The organism is Embleya hyalina (assembly GCF_003967355.1).
Classification (GTDB): Bacteria; Actinomycetota; Actinomycetes; order Streptomycetales; family Streptomycetaceae; genus Embleya; species Embleya hyalina.
Genome location: NZ_BIFH01000044.1, coordinates 1 through 25,894, shown reverse-complemented (window position 1 = coordinate 25,894; position 25,894 = coordinate 1). Strand labels below are relative to the sequence as shown.

Annotated in this window: 2 protein-coding genes; both read right to left on the bottom strand. The window is 74.7% G+C overall.

What is annotated here, in order from left to right; translation table 11 throughout:
- Nucleotides 1-3: 3 nt before the first annotated feature.
- A complete protein-coding gene (locus EMA17_RS54825; protein ID WP_246127264.1) occupies nt 4-22,188 on the bottom strand; it encodes a type I polyketide synthase in 22,185 nt (7,394 codons plus the stop codon).
- Nucleotides 22,189-22,236: 48 nt separating this feature from the next.
- The coding region (locus EMA17_RS42855) for an acyltransferase domain-containing protein (protein ID WP_126642670.1) at nt 22,237-25,894 on the bottom strand (3,658 nt) is incomplete at its 5' end.

The following is a 25,894-nucleotide window of genomic DNA, read 5'->3' as shown; positions in this document are numbered from 1 at the left end:
TGGTCAGTGCTCGATCCCGCCGTCGATGAAGTCGAACAGCTCCTCGTCCGTGGCCGCGTCGAACCGTCGGCCGCCGGCCGCTCCGGGCGTGTCCCCGTTCGCGCCGAACTCGCGCTCGGTGAGCGGGTCTTCCGGGCGGCCGATCAGGTCCCGCAGCCGTTCCGCCGCCCGGGCCCGGTCCTCGTCGTCGAGTTGCGCGAGCATCGCCTCGACCCGGTCGATCTCGCCGAGCACCGAGTCCCACGAGACCCCGTGCTCGCGGCGCAGCAGGCCGTGCAGGTGCCGGCCCAGCGCCGCCGCGTTGGGGTGGCTGAAGATCAGCGTGGCCGGCAGGGTCAGACCCAGCGCGGCGCGCAGCCGGTTGCGCATCTCCAGGGCGGTCAGCGAGTCGAAGCCGAGGTCCTTGAACGCCGATCCGGTCTCGATCGCGGTCGGATCGGTATGGCCCAGGATCGTGGCGGCGCAGCCTCGGACCAGGTCGACCAGGGCGCCTTCCCGCTCGTCGTCCGGCAGTTCGAGCAGGCGGCCGATCACTGCGGGTGCCGCCTCGGCGGCGGCTCCGGCGCGCTGGTTCGGGTCGGCCACCAGCGCGGTCAACAGCGCCGGCAGCGCGCCCGGTTCGGCCCGGCGCAGCGCCGAGGTGTCCGGCGCGAGCGGGATCAGGGCCGGTTCGGGCAGGGCGAGGGCCCGGTCGAACAGGGCCGTGGCCTGCTCGGCGGACAGCGGCAGCAGCCCGGCGACGGGTGCGTCCGCCGGTGCCCAGGCGAGCGCGAGCGCGGGCAGCCCGGCATCGGCCCGGTGCCGGGCCAGGGCGTCCAGGAAGGTGTCGCCGGCCGCGTGCTCCGCGCGTCCGGGGTCGGCGAGCACGCCGTCCAGGGCGGTGCAGAGCACGAAGGCCGACAGGTCGGCGTCGCGCGTGAGTTCGTGCAGGTGTACGGCCGCGTCCACCCGGGCCCGCAGCAGGTCCTCGGTGTCCGCCTCGGCCGGCCCGGCGGCGTGCACCACGGCGGTCAGCGGGCTGTGCTCCGGGATCGCCACCAGCAGCTTCGCCAGTTCGGCGCGATCGCTCACATCGCAGGCGACCACGTCGATCTCCGCTCCCTGCCGGGCCAGTTCCCGGGCGAGCGGCGTCTTGGCGCCGGACCCGCCGGCGAGGATCAGCCGGCGCACCCCGTGGGCGGTCACCAGGTGCCGGGCCAGCAGCGCGCCGGTGTCGTCGGTGCCGGCGGTGATCAACACCGTGCCCTCCGTCGGGAAGCCCGCCGTGCCGGTCTCGCCCGCCGCCACCCGGGCCAGGCGCGGCAGCAGCACCGTGCCCGCACGGATCGCGAACTCGGCGCGACCGGACGACGCTTCGGCCAGCAGCACCGGCCAGGACCCGTCCTCGCCGTCCACGTCGGCGAGCACGAACCGCTCGGGCTCCGCCGCCCGGGCCGCCCGCACCACGCCCCACACCGCCGCCGCGCCCGGATCGACGACCCGGTCCTCGGGGCGCGCCGACACCGCGTCGTGGGTCACCACGACCAGGCGCGAGGCGGCCAGACGCGGTTCGGTCCGCCACTGCCGCACCGTCTCGCGCACCGTCCGGATCGTGGCCCGGATCGCCTCCGGATCGAGCCCGCCGGCGGGGTCGATCCGTACGGGCAGCGCGACCAGATCCGGGACCGGGACGCCGACCTCGACGGCCGCGATCAGTTCGGCGGCGGTGGCGTAGGCCGCCACCCCGTCCCAGGCCCGCGCGCCGAGCACGGCCCAGCGACCGCCGGCCGCCGGTGTGTCGGTCGGCTCGACCCGGGCCCACTCCCAGCGGGTCAGCCACGGTCGGGCCCGCCCGGCGGCCCGCACCTGTCCGGCGGTCCAGGGCCGCAGCGCCACCGACTCGATCCGGGCCACGGATCGGCCCGCCTCGTCGGCCAGCTCGACCTCGACGCCGTCCTCGCCGGCGGCCCGCAGCCGGATCCGGCCGGCGGTACCCGCGTCGCCGCCCAACGTCACCCCGCGCCAGGCGCCGGCCGACCGTACCGCGGCCGGTTCGCCGTCATCCGTGGTTTCCGCCCCGGGGGCCAGTCCGTGCAGGGCCGCGTCGAGCAGGGCCGGGTGCAGGCCGAATCGGGCGGTGCCGCGTTCCGCGTCGGCGGTGCGCGCGACCTCGGCGAACAGGTCGTCGCCGCGCCGCCACGCGGCCCGCAGTCCGGCGAGTGTCGGGCCGTAGCCCAGGCCCGTTTCGGCCAGTCGCCGATACACCTCCGCCACGTCCAGCGGTATCGCGCCGATCGGCGGCCACGGCCCGGAGTCCTGCTGCGGTCGGTGCGCGCCCGGGGTCACGGTGCCCGAGGCGTGTCGGGTCCACGGCTCGGCCGCGGGCGCGTCCTCGGGCCGGGAGTGTACGGTCAGCGCCCGCACGCCCGCGTCGTCCGGCGCCTCGACGGTGACCTGGATCCGCACCCCGTCCGCGTCCGGCAGCACCAGCGGCTCGTGCAGGGTCAGCTCCGCGACCACCGCGCAGCCGAGCGCGCCGCCCGCGCGCAGCGCCAGGTCCACGAACACCGTTCCCGGGACCAGGACTTCGTCGAGTACGAGGTGGTCGGCGAGCCATCCGTGCGTGGTGGTGTCCAGGCGTCCGGTGAACACGGTCGCCGAGCCGTCGGCCAGGTCGACGCCGGCGCCCAGGATCGGGTGCTCCACCGCGAACTGCCCCCAGCCCGCGCCCCCTCGGGCCGGTCCGACGGGGTCCACCCAGTGCCGCCGACGCTGGAAGGCGTACGTGGGCAGGGCGACTTGCCTGCCGGGCAACAACCCGGCCCAGTCGACCGTGCCGCCGCGCACGAACATCGCGGAGAGCGCGGCGAGCAGCCGATCGGCGCCGCCGTCCGCGCGGCGCAGCGTCTCCAGGGTGGCGCCCGGCACCCCGAGCGAGTCCAGGGTGTCGCCGAGCGGCACCACCAGGCCGGGGTGCGAGCTGCATTCGAGGAACACGGTGTGTCCGTCGGCCGCCGCCGCGCCGATCGCGTCCTCGAACCGCACCGTGCGCCGCATGTTCTCGAACCAGTAGTCGATGTCGAGCAGCGCGTCGTCGGCGAGCCGGCCGCCGGTGACCGTGGAGTACATCGGCACCCGCCCGGGGGTGGGCTCGATGCCCGCGAGCAGCCGTTCCAGGTCGCCGCGCACGGCGTCCATCTGCGGCGAGTGCGAGGAGTACGCCGCCGGGATCCAGCGCGCCCGTACGCCCTCCCGCTCGCAGTCGGCCACGATCAGGGCCAACGCGTCGGTGTCGCCGGACAACACGGTGTTGGTCGGGCTGTTGATCCCGCCCACGTGGACCAGGTCGCCGGTGCCGGTGCGGGCGATCAACTCCTCGGCGTGCGCGGCGGACACCGCGACCGCCACCATGGCGCCGCGGATCATGTCGGCGGCCTGGACCGCGCGGATCCGCAGCGCGGCGATCCGCGCGGCGTCCGGCAGGCTCAGGTGGCCGGCGATGTACGCGGCGGCGATCTCGCCCTGGGAGTGCCCGATCACCGCGGCGGGCCGCACCCCGCAGGACTCCCACCACCGGGCCAGGCCCACCATCACCGCGAACAACACGGGCTGCACCACCTCGACCCGGCGCAGCAGTTCGGCCGTCTCCTCGTCCGTGCCGCGCAGCACGTCGAGCAGCGCCCAGCCCGGCAGCAGCGGATCCATCACCTCCGCGCACCGCGTGACGGTCTCCGCGAAGACCGGGCAGCAGGTCAGCAACTCGGCCGCCATGCCCACCCATTGCGAGCCCTGGCCGGGGAAGACGAACACCAGGCCGGGCCCGATCGCCGCCGGCGCCTCGCCCGTCGCCGACGCATCCACCAACTCACCGAGCGCCGCCACGAGTTCGGCGGTATCCCGGCCCCGGACCACCGCACGCCGCTCGAACACCGCCCGCCCGCGCACCAGCGAGGCGCCCACGTCGGCCGGGGCCAACTCCGGGTGCGCGGCGGCCCAGTCCCGCAGCCGCGCCGCCTGCGCCCGCAACCCGGCCTCGGTCCGCCCGGACACCACCCACGGCACGATCCCGCCCGGTGGGCCGGCCGGCGGGGCGTCGGCCGCGACCTCCGCCGGCGCCTGCTCGATGATCACGTGGGCGTTGGTCCCGCTCACCCCGAACGAGGAGATCCCCGCCCGGCGCACCCGCTCCCCCGCCGGCCACGGCACCGGCTCGGTGAGCAGCCGCACCCGCCCCGAGGCCCAGTCCACATGCGGCGTGGGCGCGTCCACGTGCAGCGTCGGCGGCAACGTCGCGTGCCGCAGCGCGAGCACCATCTTGATCACCCCGGCGACGCCCGCCGCGGCCTGGGTGTGTCCGATGTTGGACTTGACCGATCCCAGCCACAGCGGCCGTTCCGCCGGCCGGTCCCGCCCGTAGGTCGCCAACAGCGCCTGCGCCTCGATCGGGTCGCCGAGCGTCGTCCCGGTGCCGTGCGCCTCGACCGCGTCGACGTCCGTCGCGGCCAGGCCCGCGTTGCGCAACGCCTGCCGGATCACCCGCTGTTGCGAGGGACCGTTGGGCGCGGTCAGCCCGTTCGAGGCGCCGTCCTGGTTGACCGCCGAGCCGCGCACCACGGCCAGTACCGGATGCCCGCGCCGGCGCGCGTCGGACAACCGCTCGACCAGTACCAGGCCGACACCCTCGCCCCAGCCGGTACCGTCGGCCGCCGCCGCGAACGGCTTGCAGCGCCCGTCCGCGGCCAGCCCGCGCTGCCGGCTGAACTCGATGAACGCCTGCGGCGACGTCAACACCGCCACCCCGCCCGCGAGCGCCAGGTCGCACTCGCCCGCACGCAGCGCGTTCGCCGCCAGGTGCAGCGCGACGAGCGACGACGAGCACGCGGTGTCCACGGTCACCGCCGGCCCCTCCAGGCCCAGGACGTAGGAGACCCGGCCGGAGATCACGCTGGTCGCGGTCCCGGTCAGCAGGTAGCCCTCCTGGCCCTCGGCCATCGCCTGCGAAGTGCCGTGGTAGTCCTGCGCCATGGCCCCGACGAACACCCCGGTCGCGCTGCCGCGCAGCGCGGTGGGGTCGATGCCGGCCCGCTCGAAGGTCTCCCACGCGGTCTCCAGCAGGACCCGCTGCTGCGGGTCCATCGAGGTCGCCTCGCGGGGCGAGATCCCGAAGAACTCGGCGTCGAAGTGCACCGCGTCGGCGACGAATCCGCCCTCGCGCACATACGACTTGCCCACCCGGTCGGGGTCCGGGTCGAAGAGTGTGTCCAACTCCCATCCCCGGTCCCTGGGGAAGGGACCGATGGTGTCGGTGCCCTCGGCGAGCATCCGCCACATCTCGTCCTGTCCGGCCACTCCGCCCGGGTAGCGGCAGCCGACGCTCACGATCACGATCGGGTCGTCGTCGGTGTGCGGAGCGGGTCGATCGGGCTCGACGACCACGGGTGCCGTGCCCAGGAGTTCGGCGCCCACGTGGTCGGCCAGTGCCTGCGGGGTCGGGTGGTCGAAGACCAGGGTGACGGGCAGACGCAGGCCGGTCGCCGCGCCGATGCGGTTGCGCAGTTCGACCGAGGTGAGCGAGTCGAAGCCGAGCGCCTTGAACGGGCGCAGCGGCACGACCGCGTCCGGGCCGGCATGGCCCAGGACGGCGGCGGTCTCGGTGCGGACCAGGGTCAGCAGGGCCTGCCGGCGCCGCTCCTCGGGCAGTCGGGCCAGCCGCTCGGCCGGGGACGCGGCGTCCGGCGAGGTGTCGGCGGCGGCCCGGCGGCCGCGCGGACGGACCAGGTCGCGCAGGAGCGCGGGCACGGTCGGGGCGGCGGCGCGCAGCGCGTCCGGGTCCAGGCGCGCGGGCACGATCGTGGGCCGGTCGGCCGCGCGGAGCGCGTCGTACAGGGTGAGTGCGTGGCCGGTCTCCAGTGCGGCGACGCCGGTGCGGGCGATGCGGTTCAGGTCCTCGGCGCCCAGGTGTCCGGTCATTCCGCTGGCTTGCGCCCACAGGCCCCAGGCGGCCGAGGTCGCGGCCAGGCCGCGGGCCCGGCGGTGCTGGGCGAGCGCGTCCAGGAAGCTGTTCGCCGCGGCGTAGTTGGCCTGTCCGGCGCCGCCGAAGGTGCCGGCCATCGAGGAGAACAGCACGAACTCGGCCAGGTCGAGGTCGCGGGTCAACTCGTGCAGGTTCCAGGCGGCGTGCAGTTTCGGGCGCAACACCCGATCCACCCGCTCGGGGGTGAGCGCGGTCAGCGCGGCGTCGTCGATCACCCCGGCGGCGTGGATCACCGCGGTGAGCGGGTGTTCGGCCGGGATGTCGGCGAGCAGCGCGGCCAGCGCCGCGCGGTCGGCGGCGTCGCAGGCGGCGATGGTCACCCGTGCGCCGAGCGCGGTCAGGTCGGCCTGCAACTCGGCAGCGCCGGCGGCGGCCGGGCCGCGCCGGCCGACCAGGAGCAGGTGTCGCACCCCGGCGGTGCGCACGAGGTGGCGGGCGAGCAGGCCGCCGAGGGTGCCGGTGCCGCCGGTGATCAGGACCGTACCGGCCGGATCCGGGGCGGCGCCGAGGGTGGGCGGCAGGGTCAGCACGATCTTGCCGGTGTGCCGGGCCTGGCTCAGGTGCCGGAAGGCGCCGACCGCGTCACGCACGTCCCACGTGGTCACCGGCAGCGGGTGCAGCACGCCGGCCTCGAAGAGTCGGTACAGGTCGGCCAGCATCTCCCGGATCCGCTCGGCCCCCGCGTCCATCAGGTCGAACGCCCGGTAGTCGCGGCCCGGATGGGCGGCCAGCACCTCGTCCCGGTCGCGGATGTCGGTCTTGCCCATCTCCAGGAACCGGCCGCCCGGCGCGAGCAACCGCAGTGAGGCGTCCACGTATTCGTGGGCGAGCGAGTTGAGCACCACGTCGACCTCGCCGAACCGGTCCGCGAAGTCGAGATCGCGCGAGGACGCCAGATGCGCGTCGTCCACGCCCTGGCCGCGCAGGGTTGCCCATTTGCCGGGCGAGGCGGTGCCGAACACCTCCGCGTCCCAGTACCGGGCCAGTTGCACGGCCGCCATGCCCACCCCGCCGGTGGCGGCGTGCACGAGCAACGATTCGCCGGCGCGCAGCCCGCCGAGGTCGGCCAGGCCGTAGTAGGCGGTCAGGAACACCACCGGGACGGCCGCGGCCTGGGCGTAGGTCCAGCCGGTGGGGATCGGCGCGAGCAGCCGGTGGTCGGCCACCACGATCGGTCCGGTGCCGCCGCCGAACAGGCCCATCACCCGGTCGCCGGGGACGAGTTCGGGTACGTCGGGGCCGACCTCCACGACGATCCCGGCGCCCTCGCCGCCGGGCGGGCGGGTGTCGGTGACCATGCCGAGGGCGACCACGACGTCGCGGAAGTTCAGCCCGGCGGCGCGGACGGCGATCCGGACCTGTCCGGGCGCGAGCGGGGCCGCGGCGTCGGCGTTCGGGAGCAGCGCGAGCCGGTCCAGGGTGCCGCCGTCGAGCAGGTCGAGTCGCCAGGCCGGGGTGCCGGGCGGCGGGCTCAGACGCGGTTCGGTCCCGGTACGGACCAGTCGGGGCGCGGACACGGTGCCCGCGCGGATGGCCAGTTGTGGTTCGCCGACGTCGGCGACGACGGCGGCGCGCAGTGCGGCGAACGAGTCGGCGTGGTCGTCCAGGTCGGCCAGGACGATCCGGCCCGGGTGCTCGGTCTGCGCGGAGCGCACCAGGCCGACGATCGGCGCGGCGACCAGGTCGGACACGTCCTCGCCGTGGTGCCCGGGCACCGCGCCCCGGGTCAGCACGACCAGGGTGCCGGCGGCGAGGCGCGGGTCGGTCAGCGCGCGCCGGAGCAGGTCGAGTACGCGGTGTGCGGCGGCTCGGGCGGCTTCGGGGACGTCGTCCCCGGCCCGGCCGGCGCAGGTGATCAGCAGCACGTCGGCGGGGTCGGGGTCGCCGTCCGCGTGCACCTCGGCGCCGGCGGCGCGCAGCCCGGCCACCGCCCGCACCTCGTCCGGGCCGAGCAACGCCCAGCGGGCGGTGGTGGGTTCGGTGGGGGTGGGCAGCGGGGTCCACACGACGTGGTGGAGGTCGCGGTGGGCCGGGTCGGCGGCGGGCGTGAGCCGGTCGGCGGTCGCGGGGCGGCCGACGAGGGCGCCGACGGTGGCGACCAAGGCGCCGGTGTGGTCGGTCAGTTCGAGGCCGACGGTGTCCGGGCCGAGGCGTTCGAGGCGGACCCGGAGCGCGGCGGCGCCGACGGCGTGCAGGCGGACGTCGGTCCAGGCGAAGGGCAGGCCGATGACGCCGTCCCCGTCGGATGTGCCGGATGTACCGCCCGCCGCGTGCAGTGCGGCGTCCAGCAGAGCCGGGTGCAGCGCGAAGTCCCGTGCGCCGTGCGCCTCGTCGGTCGGCGCCACCTCGGCCAGGACCGTGTCGCCCAGGCGCCACGCGGCCCGCACCGCGCGAAAGGCCGGTCCGTACCGGTATCCCTGCCCGACCAGCCGGTCGTACATTTCGTCCACGTCCAGCGCGACGGCCCCGGCGGGCGGCCACGCGGCGTCGGTGGCCGGCGCGGCTCCGGGCCCGTCGGCGACCGGCGCCAATACCCCGCTCGCGTGCCGCGTCCATGCCTGCCCGGCGGGTGCGTCGTCGGGGCGCGAGTGGATGGTCAGCGCTCGGCGGCCCTGCTCGTCCGGCTCGTCGAGCAGCACCTGCAGGTGTACCGCGCCGGTGTCGGTGAGCCGCAGCGGGGCCTCGACGGTCAGTTCCTCGATCAGGTCGCAGTCGACCCGATCGCCCGCCTGGAGGGCGAGTTCGACGAACGCGGTGCCCGGGAGCAGCACCGTGTCCAGGATCGTGTGGTCGGCCAGCCAGGGGTGGGTGCGCAGCGAGATGCGGCCGGTGAGGATGTGCCGATCGCCCTCGGCGGGTGCCACGGCCGCGCCCAGGAGCGGATGGGCCGCCGGATGCAGGCCGAGGCCGGCCGCGTCGGTCGGCGCGTTGCCCGCCGCCAACCAGTAGCGCTCGCGTTGGAACGCGTAGGTGGGCAGGTCGACCGGCCGCGGTCGGTGCCCGGCGTGGGTCGCGGACCAGTCCACCACGACGCCGCGCACGTGCAGGCCGGCCGCGGCGGTGAGAAGACGGGCGAGGGTGTCGGCGTCGCGCCGGAGGGTGCCCACGACCGTCACGTCCGTACCGGTGCGCCGGGCGCTGTCCTCGACGGCGGGCGCGAGGACCGGATGCGGGCTGGTCTCGACGAACACCGTGTGGCCGTCCCGCAGCAGGGCGTCGGTGGCCCGGTCGAAGGCGACCGTGGTGCGCAGGTTGCGGTACCAGTACTCGGCGTCGAGCGCGGTGCCCTCGACGGGTTCGCCGGTCACCGAGGAGTAGAGGACCGCGTCGGTGGTCGGCGTGGGCACGATCTCGCCGAGGGCGGCGAGCAGTTCCTCGCGGACCTGCTCGATTTGGGCGGAGTGCGAGGCGTAGTCGACCGGGAGCACCCGGGCGCGGATCCCGTCCGCCTCGCAGCGGGCGTGCAGTTCGGTGAGCGCGTCGGCCGCGCCGGAAACCACCACGGCGGCGGGTCCGTTGACGGCGGCGATGCCGATCCGGTCCGCGAATCCGTCGAGCAACCGCCCGACCTGCTCCGGGCCGGCCGCGACGGACATCATCCCGCCGCCGCCGGACAACCCGCGCAGGGCACGGCTGCGCAGCGCGACGATCCGGGCCGCGTCGTCGAGGGTGAGGGCGCCCGCGATGTGGGCGGCGGCGATCTCGCCCTGCGAATGGCCGACCACCGAGGCCGGCCGTACGCCCAGCGAGCGCCACAGTTCGGTGAGCGCGACCATCACCGCGAACAGCACCGGTTGCACCACGTCGACCCGGTCGAGCGGCGGCGCGTCGGGCTCGCCGCGCAACACGGCGAGCAACGACCAGTCGGTGTGCGGCGCGAGCGCCGCGTCGCAGTCGCGGATCCGGGCGGCGAAGACCGGCGACTCGGTGAGCAGTCGGGCGCCCATCCCGGGCCACTGCGAGCCCTGGCCGCCGAACACGAAGGCGATCCGGCCCGGTTCGCCGGCCACGCCCACCGGTACCGCCGCGTCCGGCCGGTCGGCGCTCAGCGCGTCCAGCCCGGCCCGCAGGCCGGCCGCGTCCTCGGCGACCACCACGGCGCGGTGTTCGAACCGGGATCGGCCGCCGACGAGCGCGTGCGCGATGTCGACGGGCCCGTCCTCGGGGTGCGCGTCCAGGTGTGCGCGCAGCCGCTCGGCCTGCCCGCGCAGCGCCGCCGCGCTCGCCCCGGACAGCGGCCAGGCCAGCGCGGCCGGAGGTGCCGGTGGCGGTTCGGCGGGCGCGGTCGGGGCGGCGTCGCCCTGTTCCAGGATCACGTGCGCGTTGGTCCCGCTGATCCCGAACGAGGACACGCCCGCACGGCGGGGGCGCCCCGTCTCCGGCCACGGGGTCGCGGCGGTGAGCAGCGAGACCGCCCCCGCCGACCAGTCCACGTGCGGCGAGGGGGCGTCCACGTGCAGCGTCGCGGGCAGTTCGGCATGCCGCATCGCCATGATCATCTTGATCACGCCGGCCACGCCCGCCGCCGCCTGGGTGTGCCCGAGGTTGGACTTGACCGACCCCAGCCACAGCGGCCGATCCGCCGCCCGATCCTGCCCGTAGGTGGCGAGCAGGGCGCGCGCCTCGATCGGGTCGCCCAGCGGCGTGCCGGTGCCGTGCGCCTCCACGGCGTCCACGTCGGACGGGCTCAACTCGGCGTGCGCGAGCGCGTCCCGGATCACCCGCTCCTGGGCGAGCCCGTTGGGCGCGGCCAGGCCGTTGCTGGCGCCGTCCTGGTTGATCGCACTGCCGCGGACCACGGCCAGCACCGGATGGCCCAGCTGGCGCGCGTCCGACAGCCGCTCCACCAGGAGCAGACCGATGCCCTCGGACCACGACGTGCCGTCCGCGCCGGCCGCGAACGACTTGCATCGCGCGTCCGGGGCCAGGCCGCGCTGTCGGGAGAACTCGACGAAGGTGGCCGGGGCGGACATCACCGTCACCCCGCCCGCCAGCGCCAGATCGCACTCGCCGCGCCGCAGTGCGTTCGCCGCCAGGTGCAGGGCGACCAGGGACGACGAGCAGGCGGTGTCCACGGTCACCGCGGGCCCCTCCAGGCCCAGCGTGTAGGCCACCCGCCCGGACGCGATGCTGCCCGCGCTGCCGTTGCCGAGATAGCCGTCCACACCCTCCGGCGCACTGCTCAGCCGCGACGCGTAGTCGGCGTACATCAGGCCCGCGTACACCCCGGTACGACTGCCGCGCAGCGATCGGGGATCCAGGCCGGCCCGCTCGATCGTCTCCCAGGACGCCTCCAGGAGCAACCGCTGCTGCGGATCCATCGCCAGCGCCTCACGCGGCGAGATGCCGAAGAACTCCGGGTCGAACTCGGGCGCCTCGTAGAGGAATCCGCCCTCGCGAACATACGAGGTCCCGGCGTGTTCGGGGTCCGGGTGGAACAGCTCGGCCAGGTCCCAGCCCCGGTCCCTCGGGAACTCCGAGATGGCGTCGGTGTGTTCCGACACCAGTCGCCACAGGTCCTCGGCGCTCGCGACGCCGCCAGGGAAGCGGCAGCCGATCGCGACGATCGCGACCGGCTCGTCGGTCACCGGGCGGGCGACGGCCGCCGCCCGTCCGGGGGTCGGCGCGTCGAGCAGCCGCGCGCGCAGGTGTACGCCCACGGCGCGGGCGCACGGGTGGTCGAACAACATCGTGGCGGGCAGGCGCAGTCCGACCGCCGTGCTCAGCCGGGTGCGCAGCTCCAGCGCCGCCAGCGAGTCCAGGCCCAGTTCGCCGAACGCGCGGTCCGGGTCGATCGTGCGCGCGTCGGCGTGGCCGAGCACACCTGCCGCGTGGGTACGGACGAGGTCGACCAGGAGCCGGTCCTGCTCGGCCTCGGGCAGCGCGGCCAATCGGCGCACCAGCGCGCGGGCGGTGTCGGAGGTACGGGCCGGCGCACGCCGGGCCCGGGTCGGTATCAGCCCGCGCAGCACGGGCGCCACCCGCTCCTCCGGACCGCGCAGGATCGCCGGGTCGAGGCGCAGCGGGGTCAGCACCGCCTCGGGCCGACCCGCCGCCGCGTCGAGCAGCGCGAGGCCCTGCTCGACGGACATCGCCCGCACACCCGCACCGGCCGCCCGGCGCCGGTCGATCGCGCTCATCGTCCGGGTCAGCGTGCTGTGTTCGGCCCACAACCCCCACTGCAACGAGACGGCCGGCCGGCCGAGCGCCCGACGCCGGCGGGCCAGCGCGTCGAGGGCGACATTGGCCGCCGCGTAGTTGGCCTGCCCGGCGTTGCCGACCAGACCGGCGGCCGAGGAGAACAGGACGAACGCCGACAGGTCTGCGTCGGCGGTGAGTTCGTCCAGGTGCAGCGCCGCGTCGACCTTGGGCCGCAACACCGCCGCCAGCCGCTCGGGGGTCAGCGCCCCGACCAGACCGTCGTCGATCACCGCGGCCAGGTGCACCACGCCGGTCAGCGGGTGGGCCGCCGGAATGGTGGCCAATGCCTGGGCCAGCACGTCCCGTTCGGCCGCGTCACCGGCGGCGAAGGTGACGTGCGCGCCGGCCTCGACCAGTTCGGCCCGCAACTCGGCGGCGTCGGGGACCTCGTCGCCGCGACGGGAGAGCAGCAGGAGCCGGCGCACCCCGTGGACGCGCACCAGGTGCCGGGCGACGTGTCGGCCCAGGGCCCCGGTGCCGCCGGTGATCAGGACGGTCCCGTCGGTGGCGAACCCGAAGTCGGCCCGCGGCGCCACGGCCGCGCGGCGCAGGCGTGGGACCAGGACGCGGCTGGCCCGCACGGCCACCTCGGGCTCGACCGCCACGGCGGCGATGACCTCCGGAGACACCTCGTCGAGGTCGTCGGCGTCGACGAGCGCGAAGCGCTCGGGGTGTTCGGCGCAGGCGGTACGAAGCAGGCCGCGCGCCGCTGCGGCGGCCGGGTCCGGCGTGTCGTCCTCGGCGGCGGCGACCGCGTGGCGGGTGCGCACGATCAGGCGGGCCGACGCGAAGCGCTCGTCGGCGAGCCAGGATCGCACCAGGTCGAGCGCCTGGGCGGCGGCTCGATGTACGGCGTCGACGGATGCGCCGGGGTCGGTGGCGACCAGGTCGTACAGGACCGTCTCGGGTACCGTCGAACCGGCGAGCGCGGTCCGGTCGGCATGGTGCGCGGCCCCGAATCGAACTGCGGTCGAGGCGAGTTCGGGGCCACCGACTACGGCGCCGAGCGTGCCCGCCGTGTCCTCCGGTGCCCGCGGTGTCCACTCCGGCTCGAACAACTCGCCCGCGCTCGGATCGGGTTGCGGCAGCCGGTCCCGCGAGGGTTCACGCACCGCCAAGGCCTCGACCGAGACCACCGGTCGGCCCGTCTCGTCGGTGGCCGTCACCGCGATGGTGTCGGCCCCGGTGGGACGCAGCCGAACCCGTAACGTACCTGCCCCGGACGTGTGCAGCGCCACTCCGCGCCAGGAGAACGGCAACCGCAGACGCGGCGCCTCCGCGTCGAGCAGGGTCAGGCCCAGCGGGTGCAGCGCGGCGTCGAACAGCGCGGGATGCAGCTCGAACCGGGCGTCGGCGGCCGGGTCGTCGGCCGCGAGCACGATCTCCGCGAACACCTCGTCGCCACGGCGCCAGGCCGCCTGTACGCCCTGGAACGAGGGTCCGTAGTCGACGCCGGTCTCGACGAACCAGGGATACAGCTCCGCCGTGTCCGTCACGGTGGCGTCCGCGGGCGGCCAACTCGTCGTATCCGAGGGTGCGGGCGGCTCGCCCGACGGAGCCAGGATCCCGGTCGCGTGCGGCGTCCAGGGCAGCTCCGCCGAATCCGGCCGAGCATGCACCGTGATCGTCCGGGTCCCGGTCTCCTCCGGTGCCCCGACCCGGACCTGGACTTGCACACCGCCCGTCGACGGCAGCACCAGCGGGGCGGCGAGGGTCAGTTCGTCGACCCGCTCGCAGTCCAGGAGGCGGCCGACGTGCAGCGCCAGCTCCAGGAATGCCGTGCCCGGCAGCAACACCACGCCCGAGACGCGGTGTTCGGCCAACCACGGATGGGTGTCCAGGGCCAGGCGGCCGGTGAACAGCACGCCCTGGTCGTCCGCCAGGCCCACCACCGCACCGAGCAGCGGGTGGTCCACGACGCCCTGCCCGAGCCCGACCGCATCGCCGGCGTCCACCCCGGCGTCCAACCAGAAGCGCCGCCGCTCGAAGGCGTACGTCGGCAAGTCCACCCGCCCCCGTCGCCCGGAGCCGGTGGACAACGTGGCCCAGTCCACCGTCGCGCCACGCACGAACACCCGGGCCAGCGCCTCGACCACACTCGACACGGCGGCTCGACCCCGGCGCCGGGTCGGTACGGCCGCCACGTCCTCCGCGCCGGCCGTGCCCTCGACCACCATCGCGGTGAGCGCCGCCTCCGGCCCGATCTCCACGAAGGTGCGTACGCCTTCGGCGCGGAGCGTGGCGATCGCGTCCCCGAAGCGCACCGCCCGGCGCACGTGCCGCACCCAGTATTCGGGATCACCCAACTCGTCGGTGCCGGCCACCCGCCCGGTGGTGTCCGACACCACCGGGATCTCGGGCGTGCCGTAGGTCAACCCGTCCAGCACATCCCGGAGTTCGGCCAGCATCGGTTCCATCAGCGCCGAGTGGAAGGCGTGCGACACCGGCAGGCGCGAGATCCGCCACCCACGCACCACGCAGTCCGGTTCGAGCGCGGCCACCGCCTCGGCGGGGCCGGAAACCACCACACTCGCCGGGCCGTTCACCGCCGCGATCGTCACCTCGGCCGGGCACGACGCCGCCACCTCGGCCTCGCCCGCACCGACGGCGAGCATCGCACCTCCGCCCGGCAGCGCACCCATCAACCGGGCCCGTGCCGCGACGAAAACCACCGCATCCGCAAGCGAGAACACTCCCGCCACATGCGCCGCGACGATCTCGCCGAGCGAATGCCCCACCACGAAGTCCGGCGTCCGCCCCCACGAGGTCCACAGCCGGTACAGCGCCACCTCGAACGCGAACAGCGCCGGTTGTGCCACCCCGGTGTCCCGCGCGTCCGCCTCCGACATCCCTTCGGCGCCGAGTACGACGTCCCGCACCGAGAACGGCACCACGCCGTCGAAGGCCGCGCACACCTCGTCCAAGGCCGCGGCGAACACCGGGAACGCCGCGTGCAGTTCGCGACCGATGCCCAGCGTCCGCACTCCTTGGCCCGTGCACAGCACGGCGGTCTTCCCCGGCCCGCGACCCACCGCGCCGACCACCGCGCCCTCGGCCCCCGCCGCCACGGCGGACAACCCCTCGCCCAGTTCGGCGAGATCGGTACCGGAGACCACCGCCCGATGGCCGAACAACGCCCGATCACACACCAACGACCGGGCCACTTGGGCCGGATCGAGATCCGGACGGTCGGCGACCCAGTCCCGCAACCGGGCCGCCTGCTCCCGTACCGCTGCCTCGGACCGCGCCGAAACCACCCAGGTGTGCCGCCCGCCGAGCCCGGAATCGGCCACCGCGTCCGACACGTCGGCGATCGGCGGTGCCTCCTCCAGGACCACGTGCGCGTTCGTTCCGCTGATCCCGAACGACGACACCCCCGCCCGACGCACCCGCTCACCCGCCGGCCAGGCCACCTCGTCCGCCAACACCTCGACCCGACCCGCCGACCAATCCACATGCGGCGTCGGCTCGTCCACATGCAACGTCCGCGGCAACACCCCGTGCCGCAACGCCAACACCATCTTGATCACCCCGGCCACCCCCGCCGCCGCCTGGGTATGCCCGATGTTCGACTTCACCGACCCCAACCACAACGGCCGATCCGCCGCCCGATCCCGCCCATACGTCGCCAACAACGCCTGCGCCTCGATCGGATCACCCAGCGTCGTCCCCGTCCCGTGCGCCTCCACCGCGTCCACATCGCCGGTCGACAACCCGGCGCTGTCCAACGCCTGCCGAATCACCCGCTGTTGCGACGGCCCGTTCGGCGCGGTCAACCCATTCGACGCGCCGTCCTGGTTCACCGCCGACCCACGCACCACCGCCAACACCGAATGCCCGTTGCGCCGCGCATCCGACAACCGCTCCACCAGCACGAGGCCGACTCCCTCGCCCCAGCCCGTGCCGTCCGCCGCCGCCGCGAACGACCGGCACCGGCCGTCGGACGACAGGCCGCGCTGCCGGGAGAAGTCGAGGAACACGCTCGGCGTCGACATCACGGTGACGCCGCCCGCCAGGGCCAGATCGCACTCGCCCGACCGCACCGCGTGCACCGCCAGGTGCAGCGCCACCAGGGACGACGAGCACGCCGTGTCCACGGTGACCGCCGGCCCCTCCAGACCGAACGTGTAGGCCACCCGGCCCGAGGCGACACTGCCCACGTTGCCGTTGCCGATGTAGCCCTCCAACTCGTCCGGCACCTTCCGCAGCCGGCCGCCCGCGTAGTCGTAGTAGATGGCACCGGCGAACACCCCGGTTCGGCTGCCGCGCAGCGAGGTCGGATCGATGCCCGCCCGCTCGAACGTCTCCCACGCGGTCTCCAGGAGCAACCGCTGCTGCGGGTCCATCGCCAGCGCCTCACGCGGCGAGATCCCGAAGAAGTCCGGGTCGAAATCAGCGGCGGTGTCCACGAATCCGCCGGTGCGCACATAGGTGCTGCCCGGTCGGTCCGGGTCCGGGTCGAAGATGCGCTCGACGTCCCAGCCGCGATCGGTGGGGAAGTCGGTGAGGGTGTCCACCCCACCGGCGACCACGTCCCACAGATGTTCGGGCGCGGTGATGCCGCCGGGGAACCGGCAGCCCATGCCGACGATCACGATCGGATCGTCGGCGGTGTCGGAACCGACCGAGGGCGTCACGGGCGCTCCGACGGTCGAGCCCACCGGACCGGTGTTCTCCTCGGCGAGCCGATCGCGCAGCCACCGGCCCAGGAGCACCGGGCTGGGGTAGTCGAAGACCAGTGTGGCCGGCAGCCGCAGGCCGGTCGCCGTGTTCAGCCGATTGCGCAGTTCCAGACCGGTCAGCGAGTCGAAGCCGAGGTCGCGGAACGCCCGCGTCTCGTCGATCTCGGTCGCGTCGGCGTGGCCGATGACGGCGGCGGCGTGGACGCACACCGCCCGAATCAGCGTCCGCTCCCAGTCGGCCGCCGAGACACCCGCCGGAGGACGGCGCAGCGCCGCAGCCGAACCCGTCGCCCCGGCACGGCGGTTGGGGATCCGGGCCAGACCGCGCAACAGTGCGGGCACCGCGGATCCGGCGGTGCGCAGGACCGCGAGGTCCATCCGGACCACGGTCGGGGTCGGTTCGGCATGGTTGGTCGCCGCGTCGAACAGGGCCAGCCCCTGTTCCGGGGCCAGGGGCAGGACGCCCAGGCGCGCCATGCGCTGCCGGTCGGCGTCGCCGAGCCCCGCGGTCATCTCGCTGGTCGGCGCCCACCAGCCCCAGGCCAACGAGCTGCCGGGCAGCCCCTCGCGGCGCCGGCGGCGGGCGAGTGCGTCCAGAAAGGCGTTGGCCGCCGCGTAGTTGCCCTGGCCGGGGTTGCCGAGCACGCCCGCGGCGGAGGAGAACAGGACGAACGCGGTCAGGTCCAGGTGCCGGGTCGCCTCGTGCAGGTTCCACGCGGCGTCCGCCTTCGGGCGCAACACCGCGTCCAGCCGGTCGGCGGTGAGGGACTGTACGACGCCGTCGTCCACCACGCCCGCCGCGTGGATCACCGCGGTCAGCGGGTGTTCGGCGGGAATGCCCGCCAACACCCGCTCCAACGTGGCGCGGTCGGCGGCGTCCCCGGTCACGCAGGTCACCTCGGCCCCGTGCGCGGCGAGTTCCGCGACCAGGTCCGCCGCTCCGGCGGCCGTGACGCCGCGCCGACTGAGCAACAGCAGGTGGCGCACGCCGTGTTCGGTGACCAGATGCCGGGCGAGCAGCGTGCCCAGGGTGCCGGTACCGCCGGTGATCAGGACGGTGCCGTCGGCGGCGGGCGCGAATCCGGCCGATCCGCCGTCCGCCGCTGCCCGAACCAGGCTCGGTGCCAGCGCCGTTCCGTCGCGCAGGACCAGCTGATCCGCGCCGGTCCGCAGGGCCCGGGCGAACTCGGGGCCGGGGTCGTCGAGCGAGTCCGCGTCCACCAGGACGAAGCGCCCCGGGTGTTCGGACTGGGCGGAGCGGACCAGGCCCCAGACCGCCGCCGAGGCGGGACGTACGTGCTCGTCCGCGACCGCGACCGCGCCGGAGGTCACGAACACCAGCCGGGAGTCCGCGAATCGCTCGTCGGCCAACCAGTCCCGGAGCGCCGTCAGCACCTGCCGGCATGCCGTGTGCGCCGCCGCCACCGGGTCGGCGTCGTCGACGGACACGGGCAGAACCACCGCGTCCGGTACGTGCGTTCCGGTGTCGAGGGCCCCGATCAACGCGGCGAGATCGGCCGTACCGCCGCCTGGGAGGGTCCCGTTCGGCACGTCGTCGTCGGGTTCCGGCAGCTCCAGCGCCGTCCACGCCAACGTGAACAGGGAGTCGCGGGCCACCGAATCGGGGGTCCGCAACCCGTCCGCCGAGACCGGACGGATGGTCAGCGACTCGATCGCCAAAACCTCTCGGCCGTCCTCGTCCCACGCCCGAACCGCCACCTCGCCGAGCACCGAGGGCGAGCCCGACACCGGGCGCGCCAAGCGGACCCGCAACCGCCGCGCACCCGGAACACCGGCCCGGATGCCCCGCCACACGAACGGCAACCCGGCCGCGAGCGGCGTGTCGGCACCGGCCGTGACCACCAGCGGGTGCAACGCGGCATCGAGCAGCGCCGGGTGCAGCGCGAACCGGTCCGCGTCCGCGTGTGCCTCCTCCGGCAACTCCACCTCGGCGAACAACTCGTCGCCGCGCACCCGGACCGACCGCAGCCCCTGGAACACCGGACCGTAGTCGAAGCCCGCCGTCGCCAGCCGCTCGTAGGCGTCGTCCACCTCGACCGCGGTCGCGCCCGCCGGTGGCCACGGACCGGCGAGCGCGTCCTCGGCCCGCTCCTCGCCCACCCCGACCAGCACCCCCGAGGCGTGCCGGGTCCACGGGTGGTCCGGCGGCGCGTCCTCGGCCCGCGCGTGCACCTCGACCGTCCGGGCCCCGTCGCCACCGTCGCCGTCCGCCGCTCCGACCACGACCTGTACCAGGACGCCCGTGGCATCGGGCAGCACGAGCGGCGTGTGCAGGGTCAGTTCCTCGATCGCCGGGTAGCCGACCTCGGCCCCGGCCCGCAGGACCAGGTCCAGGAAGGCCGTGCCGGGCACGATCACCGTGTCAAGCACGGCGTGGTCGGCCAGCCACGGTTGGGCGGTCGTCGAGAGCCTGCCGGTGAACACCGTGCCCGCGTCGCCGGCCAGGTCGACGGCGGCGCCGAGTACCGGATGCAGCACCGCCCGCTGCCCCCAGGCCGCGCCGCCGCCGGCGGGCGATTCGGCGTCGACCCAATAGCGCCGATGCCGGAAGGCGTACGTGGGCAGGTCGGCCCGCCCCCGGCCCGGATACAGTCCGGCCCAGTCCACCGGCACACCCGCGACGAACGCCGCCGAGAGCGCGGCGACCAGCCGATCGGGGCCGCCGTCGTCCCGCCGCAACGTCTCCAGGACCGTGCCGTCGTCGACGCCCAGTTCCTCGAGGGTGTCCGCGAGCGGCACGACCAGGCCCGGATGCGGGCTGCACTCGACGAAGGCGACGTGTCCGTCGGCGACGGCGGCCTCCACGGCGGTGGTCAGCCGTACCGTCCCGCGCAGGTTCTCGAACCAGTAGCCACCGCCCAACACGGCCGGGTCCGTGACGGCTTCCCCGGTCAGCGTCGAGTACATCGGCACCCGTCCCGCACGCGGCGTCACCTCGGCCGACAGGCGCTCGACCTCGTCCCGGACCACCTCCATGTGGGCGGAATGCGACGCGTAGTCCACGGGGATCCAGCGGGCCCGCACGCCCTCGCGCTCACACGCGTCGACGACGACGGCCAGTGCTTCACGGTCGCCGGAAACGACCACGCCGCGCGGCCCGTTGACCGCCGCGAGCGACAATCCGGGGGATCCGGCGACCAGTTCCTCGGCCCGCTCGACGGACACCCCCACGGACACCATGCCGCCACCGGCCGCCGTGATCCCGCGCAGCGCCCGACTGCGGAACACCACGATCCGTATCGCGTCCGCCAACGACAGATGGCCGGCCACATGCGCGGCGGCGATCTCCCCCTGCGAATGCCCGATCACCGCACTCGGCCGCACCCCACACGACTCCCACCACCGCGCAAGACCCACCATCACCGCGAACAAAGCCGGCTGAACCACATCGACCCGCTCGGCCGACGCCCCGCCGGCGCCGGCACGCAACACATCCAGCAGCGACCAATCCGCCACCAACGGATCCATCACCGCGGCACATTCGGCGACCGCCTCCGCGAACACCGGCGAACACTCCAACAACCGCGCCGCCATCCCCACCCACTGTGACCCCTGCCCCGGGAACACGAACACCGGCCCCGGGCCGGCGAACATCGGCCGCGCAGCGGCGAGTTCACCGCCGTCGGCCACCTCGCCCACCCCGACGCCGAGTTCCGCGACATCCCGCCCGCGCACCACGGCACGACGTTCGAGCACCGCACGCCCCGCCGCCAACGACCGGCCCACGTCGGCCGGATCCGCGTCGGGGTGCTCGTCCAGCCAGTCCCGCAGCCGCCCGGCCTGCGCGCGCAAAGCCGCCTCGGACCGGGCCGACAACACCCACGGCAGCACGCCGCCGACGCCTGCGGGCCGGGGGACCTCCGTGACATCGTCACCACCCTCCGGCGGCGCCTCCTCCACCACCACGTGCGCGTTCGTCCCGCTTGCCCCGAACGACGAGACACCGGCCCGGCGCGGCCGGTCCGAACTCGGCCACGGCACCGGCTCGGTGAGCAGTTCGACCCGCCCGGCCGACCAGTCGATGTGCGGCGAGGGCGCGTCGACGTGCAGTGTCCCGGGCAGCACGCCGTGCCGCAGGGCCAACACCATCTTGATCAGCCCGGCCACCCCCGCGGCGGCCTGGGTGTGTCCGATGTTGGACTTGATCGACCCCAATCGCAGCGGGCGAGCCGCGGGCCGGTCCTGCCCGTAGGTCGCCAACAGCGCGTGCGCCTCGATCGGGTCGCCGAGCGTGGTCCCGGTGCCGTGCGCCTCCACGGCGTCCACGTCACCGGTCGCCAGCCCGGCGTTGTGCAGGGCCTGCCGGATCACCCGTTCCTGGGCCGGTCCGTTCGGCGCGGTCAGCCCGTTCGACGCGCCGTCCTGGTTGATCGCCGAACCGCGCAGCACGGCCAGTACCGCATGCCCGTTGCGCCGCGCGTCGGAGAGCCGTTCGATCAGGAACAGGCCCGCGCCGTCGGAGAGGATGAACCCGTCGGCCGCCGCCGAGAACGGCTTGCACCGGGCGTCGCGGGCCAGTCCGCGCTGCCGGCTGAAGTTGACGAAGCTCTCCGGCGTGCACATCACCGTCGCGCCGCCCACCAGGGCCAGGTCGCATTCCCCCGAACGCAGCGCGTTGCCCGCCAGGTGCAGCGCCACCAGGGACGACGAGCACGCCGTGTCCACGGTCACCGCCGGCCCCTCCAGGCCGAGGATGTACGCCACCCGACCCGCCAGCAGACTGGCCCCGTTGGCCATGCCGAGCGTGCCGTCCCGCCCCTTGGCGGTCCGGGCCAGTACGGTCGTGTAGTCGAGGCCGTTGATCCCGGTGTAGATCCCGGTCCGGCTGTGCCGCAGCGACGTCGGGTCGATGCCCGCGCGTTCCACCGCCTCCCACGCGATCTCCAGGAGCAACCGCTGTTGCGGGTCCATCGCCGCCGCCTCACGCGGCGAGATCCCGAAGAACTCGGCGTCGAAGTCCGCGACGTCGTACAGGAATCCGCCCTCGCGGACGTACGACGTGCCCGGCCGGTCCGGATCCGGGTCGTACAGGGCGTCGACGTCCCAGCCCCGGTCGGTCGGGAAGTCGCCGATCGCGTCGCCTCCTTCGGCGACGAACCGCCACAGGTCCTCCGGTGTATTCAAACCGCCGGGGAAGCGGCAGGCCATGCCCACGATCGCGATCGGCTCGCGCTGCCGGTCCTCCAACTCGCGCACCCGGCGGTGCGCGTCGCGCGCGTCGGTGATGGCCTTCCTCAGGTACGAGCGCAGTTTCTCTTCCGACTCAGCCACGTTGCCTCTACTCCTTGCCGACACGGTCGTATGCGTGGATGGGCCGGGTCACTCGAAGCCCTGGTCGACGAGCGAGAACAACTCGTCGTCGGTGGCCGACTGCACGTCCGAGACGTCGGCGGCGGGGGTGCTCTCGTCCGGCGCGGTACAGCGGGCCAGCAGCCGACGCAGCCGCTCGGCCAGCCGGTCGCGGGCCTCCGTCTCGCCGAGGACCGCGTGCAACTCGTCCTCGAATCGGTCCAGATCGGCCAGCAGCGCACCGGCCGGGGAGGCCGCCTCGACCAGCCGGCCGCTCAGGTGGCGGGCCAGGATGCGCGGCGTGGGGAAGTCGAAGACGAGGGTGGAGCGCAGGCCGACCCCGGTGCCCCGGATCAGCCGGTTGCGCAGTTCCACCGCGGTGAGCGAGTCGAACCCGACCTCCTTGAAGGCCCGTTCGGGTCCGATCTCGCCGGTGCCGGCGTGCCCGAGCACCGCCGCGGCCTGGGCCCGCACCAGGCCGACCAGTTCGCGCTCGCGCTCCTCCTCGGACAGCGCCGCCAGACGCCGGACCAGCGCCTCGCCGTCCGTCGCGGCCGGGGTCTCGGCGGGGACGGTCGCACCACGCGCGCTTCGAGAGGGCAACAACGGTGACGTCGACCCGGGCCCGGTGAGGTCCGTCGACGCCGAGACCAACACGGCGTCCTCCCGGCACATCGCCTCGTCGAACAGGTCGGGCAACCCCGACAGCGGATCCGTCCCGCAGGCCAGCGACACCCCGGGCAACCCGTGCGCCCGCCGATGTCCGGCCAGCGCGTCGAGGAAGGCACTCGCCCCGGCCGTGGCCGCGTGCGCCGTCGAACCGAGCAGGTTCGCCGCCGACGAGAACAGCACGAAGAATGCCAGATCCGTGTCGACGGTCAGCTCGTGCAGGGCCCGCGCGCCGTCCGCACCGCCCGACGCGTCCACCACCCCCACCAGCGGGTGTTCGGCCACGAGCGCGGCGAGCACGCCCGGGTCGTGCCCGTCCCAGGCCGCCGACACGACCTCGGCGCCCGCCTCACGCAGCCGGGCGGCCAACGCACCGGATCCGTCACCCGACGGATCCGCGGACGACAACAGGAACCGACCCACCCCGTACGCACCGGCCAGATGCTCGGCCACCCCCGCACCGACCGCCCGGTCCGCACCGGCGATCAACACCGTGCCGGTCCCCAGCGCCGATCGCGCTCCGCCGGAGGCCGGAACCCGCTCCAACCCCGGCACCCACACCCGACCGCCGCGCACCGCGAACTGCGGCTCACCACCGGCCGACGCCACCGCCGCCACAATCGCCGCGGAGGCCGGGTCGTCGTCCAGGTCGACCAGCACGATCCGCTCCGGATGCCCGGCCTGCGCCGCCCGAACCACTCCCCAGACCGCCGCCGACGCCGGATCACCGAGGCCCGTGTCGCCATCCACGACCACCGCCGAACGAGTCACCACGACCACCCGGGCCGCCGCGAGCCGTTCGTCACCCACGAACGCCTCCAGCCGGGCCGCCAATTCCGCCGTCGTATCCCGCATACGCCGCTCGGAGAACGGCACATCGGGATCCGGACGGCCGACGGGCAGCAGGACCAGGTCGGGCAACGGCCCCTCGTGGGCGGCAAGTTCGGCGACGCCCGGATACCGGTCCACCGGTCCGCCCGGACCGGGCGGATCCCACTCGCCGACCACCGCCACACGCGGCGCCGCCACCGGTACGGATACCGCCGAAGCCCGCCACACGAGCCGGAACAGCGCGTCCCGCCCACCGCCGGCCCGCCGCACCTGCTCGGCCGAGATCGCCCGCACCGTCAACGCCTCGATCGCGGCGACCGCCCGTCCGGTCTCGTCCGCCACCCGCAGCGACACCGCACCCTCGCCCGACGGCACGCACGACACCCGCAGCCGGGTCGCACCGCCCGCGAAGAGCCGCACCCCGTGCCAGGAGAAGGCCACTCGGATGTCGTCCCCGTCGACCTGCCCCGGATCCACCCGCAGGGTCTGCACGCCCGCGTCGAGCAGCGCCGGATGCACCCCGAAACGATGCGCGTCGGGCTCCTCCTCGGCCGGCAGCGCCACATCGGCGAACAGCTCGTCCCCACGCCGCCAGGCGGCCCGCATCCCGCGAAACGCCGGCCCGTAGTCGACCCCGGAATCCACCAGCCGCCGATAGAAGTCCGCCACCTCGACCGGCTTCGCGCCGACCGGCGGCCACACCTCGGGAGCCGCGTCGGGACCCGCGTCGTCGTCGGCAACGAGGACCCCGACGGCGTGCCGGGTCCACGGCTCGTCGTCGGGCGCGTCCTCCGGCCGGGAGTACACCGCGACCGCCCGGGCCCCGACGTCGTCCGGCCCGTCGACGGTCACCTGTACGTGCACGCCGCCGTGCTCCGGCAGCACCAGCGGGGTGTGCAGGGTCAGTTCGTCCACCACCGGGCACGCCGCCTCGGCCCCGGCCCACAGCGCCAGGTCCACGAACACCGTGCCCGGCACGATCGTCGAGCCGAGCACCACATGATCCGCGAGCCACGGGTGGGTCGCCGTCGACAACCGCCCGGTGAACAACAGCCCCGTGCCCTGCGCCGGCCGTACCGCCGCACCCAGCAGAGGATGTCCGACCGCGGCCAGTCCCAGCCCGCCCGGATCCCCCGACCGCGCCCCCTCCGCCAACCAGTAGCGCCGCCGTTGGAACGCGTAGGTCGGCAACTCCACCCGCGCGCCCACGATCATCCCGGCCCAGTCCACCGCGACGCCCGCCACGAACGCCGCCGAGAGCGCGGCGACCAGCCGATCGGGACCACCCTCACCCCGCCGCAACGTCTCCAACACCGCGCCGTCCACCCGCAGCGCCTCCAGGGTGTCCCCCAGCGGCACCACCAACCCGGGATGCGGACTGCACTCGACGAACGTGGTGAGCCCATCCGCCGTCGCCGCACCGACAGCCCGCTCCAACTCCACCGTACGACGCAGATTCTCGAACCAGTACGACCCGCCCAACTCGGCCGGATCGACGACCACTTCCCCGGTCACGGTGGAGTACATCGGCACGCGACCCGGCTGCGGCGTCACATCCGCCAACAGCCGCTCGACCTCGCCCCGCACCGCCTCCATCCGCACCGAATGCGACGCGTAGTCCACCGGAATCCACCGCGCCCGCACACCATCGCGCCCACACACCTCGACCACCGCGGCCAGCGCATCGACATCACCCGAAAGCACCACACTCGTCGGCCCGTTCACCGCCGCCAACGACAACCGATCATCCCCCGCGACCAACTCCCGGGCACGATCGGCAGACACCCCGACCGACACCATCCCGCCACCCGAGGAGGCCACCCCGAGCAGAGCCCGACTCCGCAGCACGACCACCCGCACCGCATCCGCCAACGACAGATGACCCGCCACATGCGCAGCCGCGATCTCCCCCTGCGAATGCCCGACCACCGCACCCGGCCGCACCCCACACGACTCCCACCACCGCGCCAAACCCACCATCACCGCGAACAACACCGGCTGAACCACATCCACCCGCTCCAACCCACCGGCGGACCCGCCCCGCAACACCTCCAACAGCGACCAATCCCCCACCAACGGATCCATCACCGCCGCACACTCCGCCACCGCCTCCGCGAACACCGGCGAACACTCCAACAACCCCGCCGCCATCCCCACCCACTGCGACCCCTGCCCCGGAAACACGAAC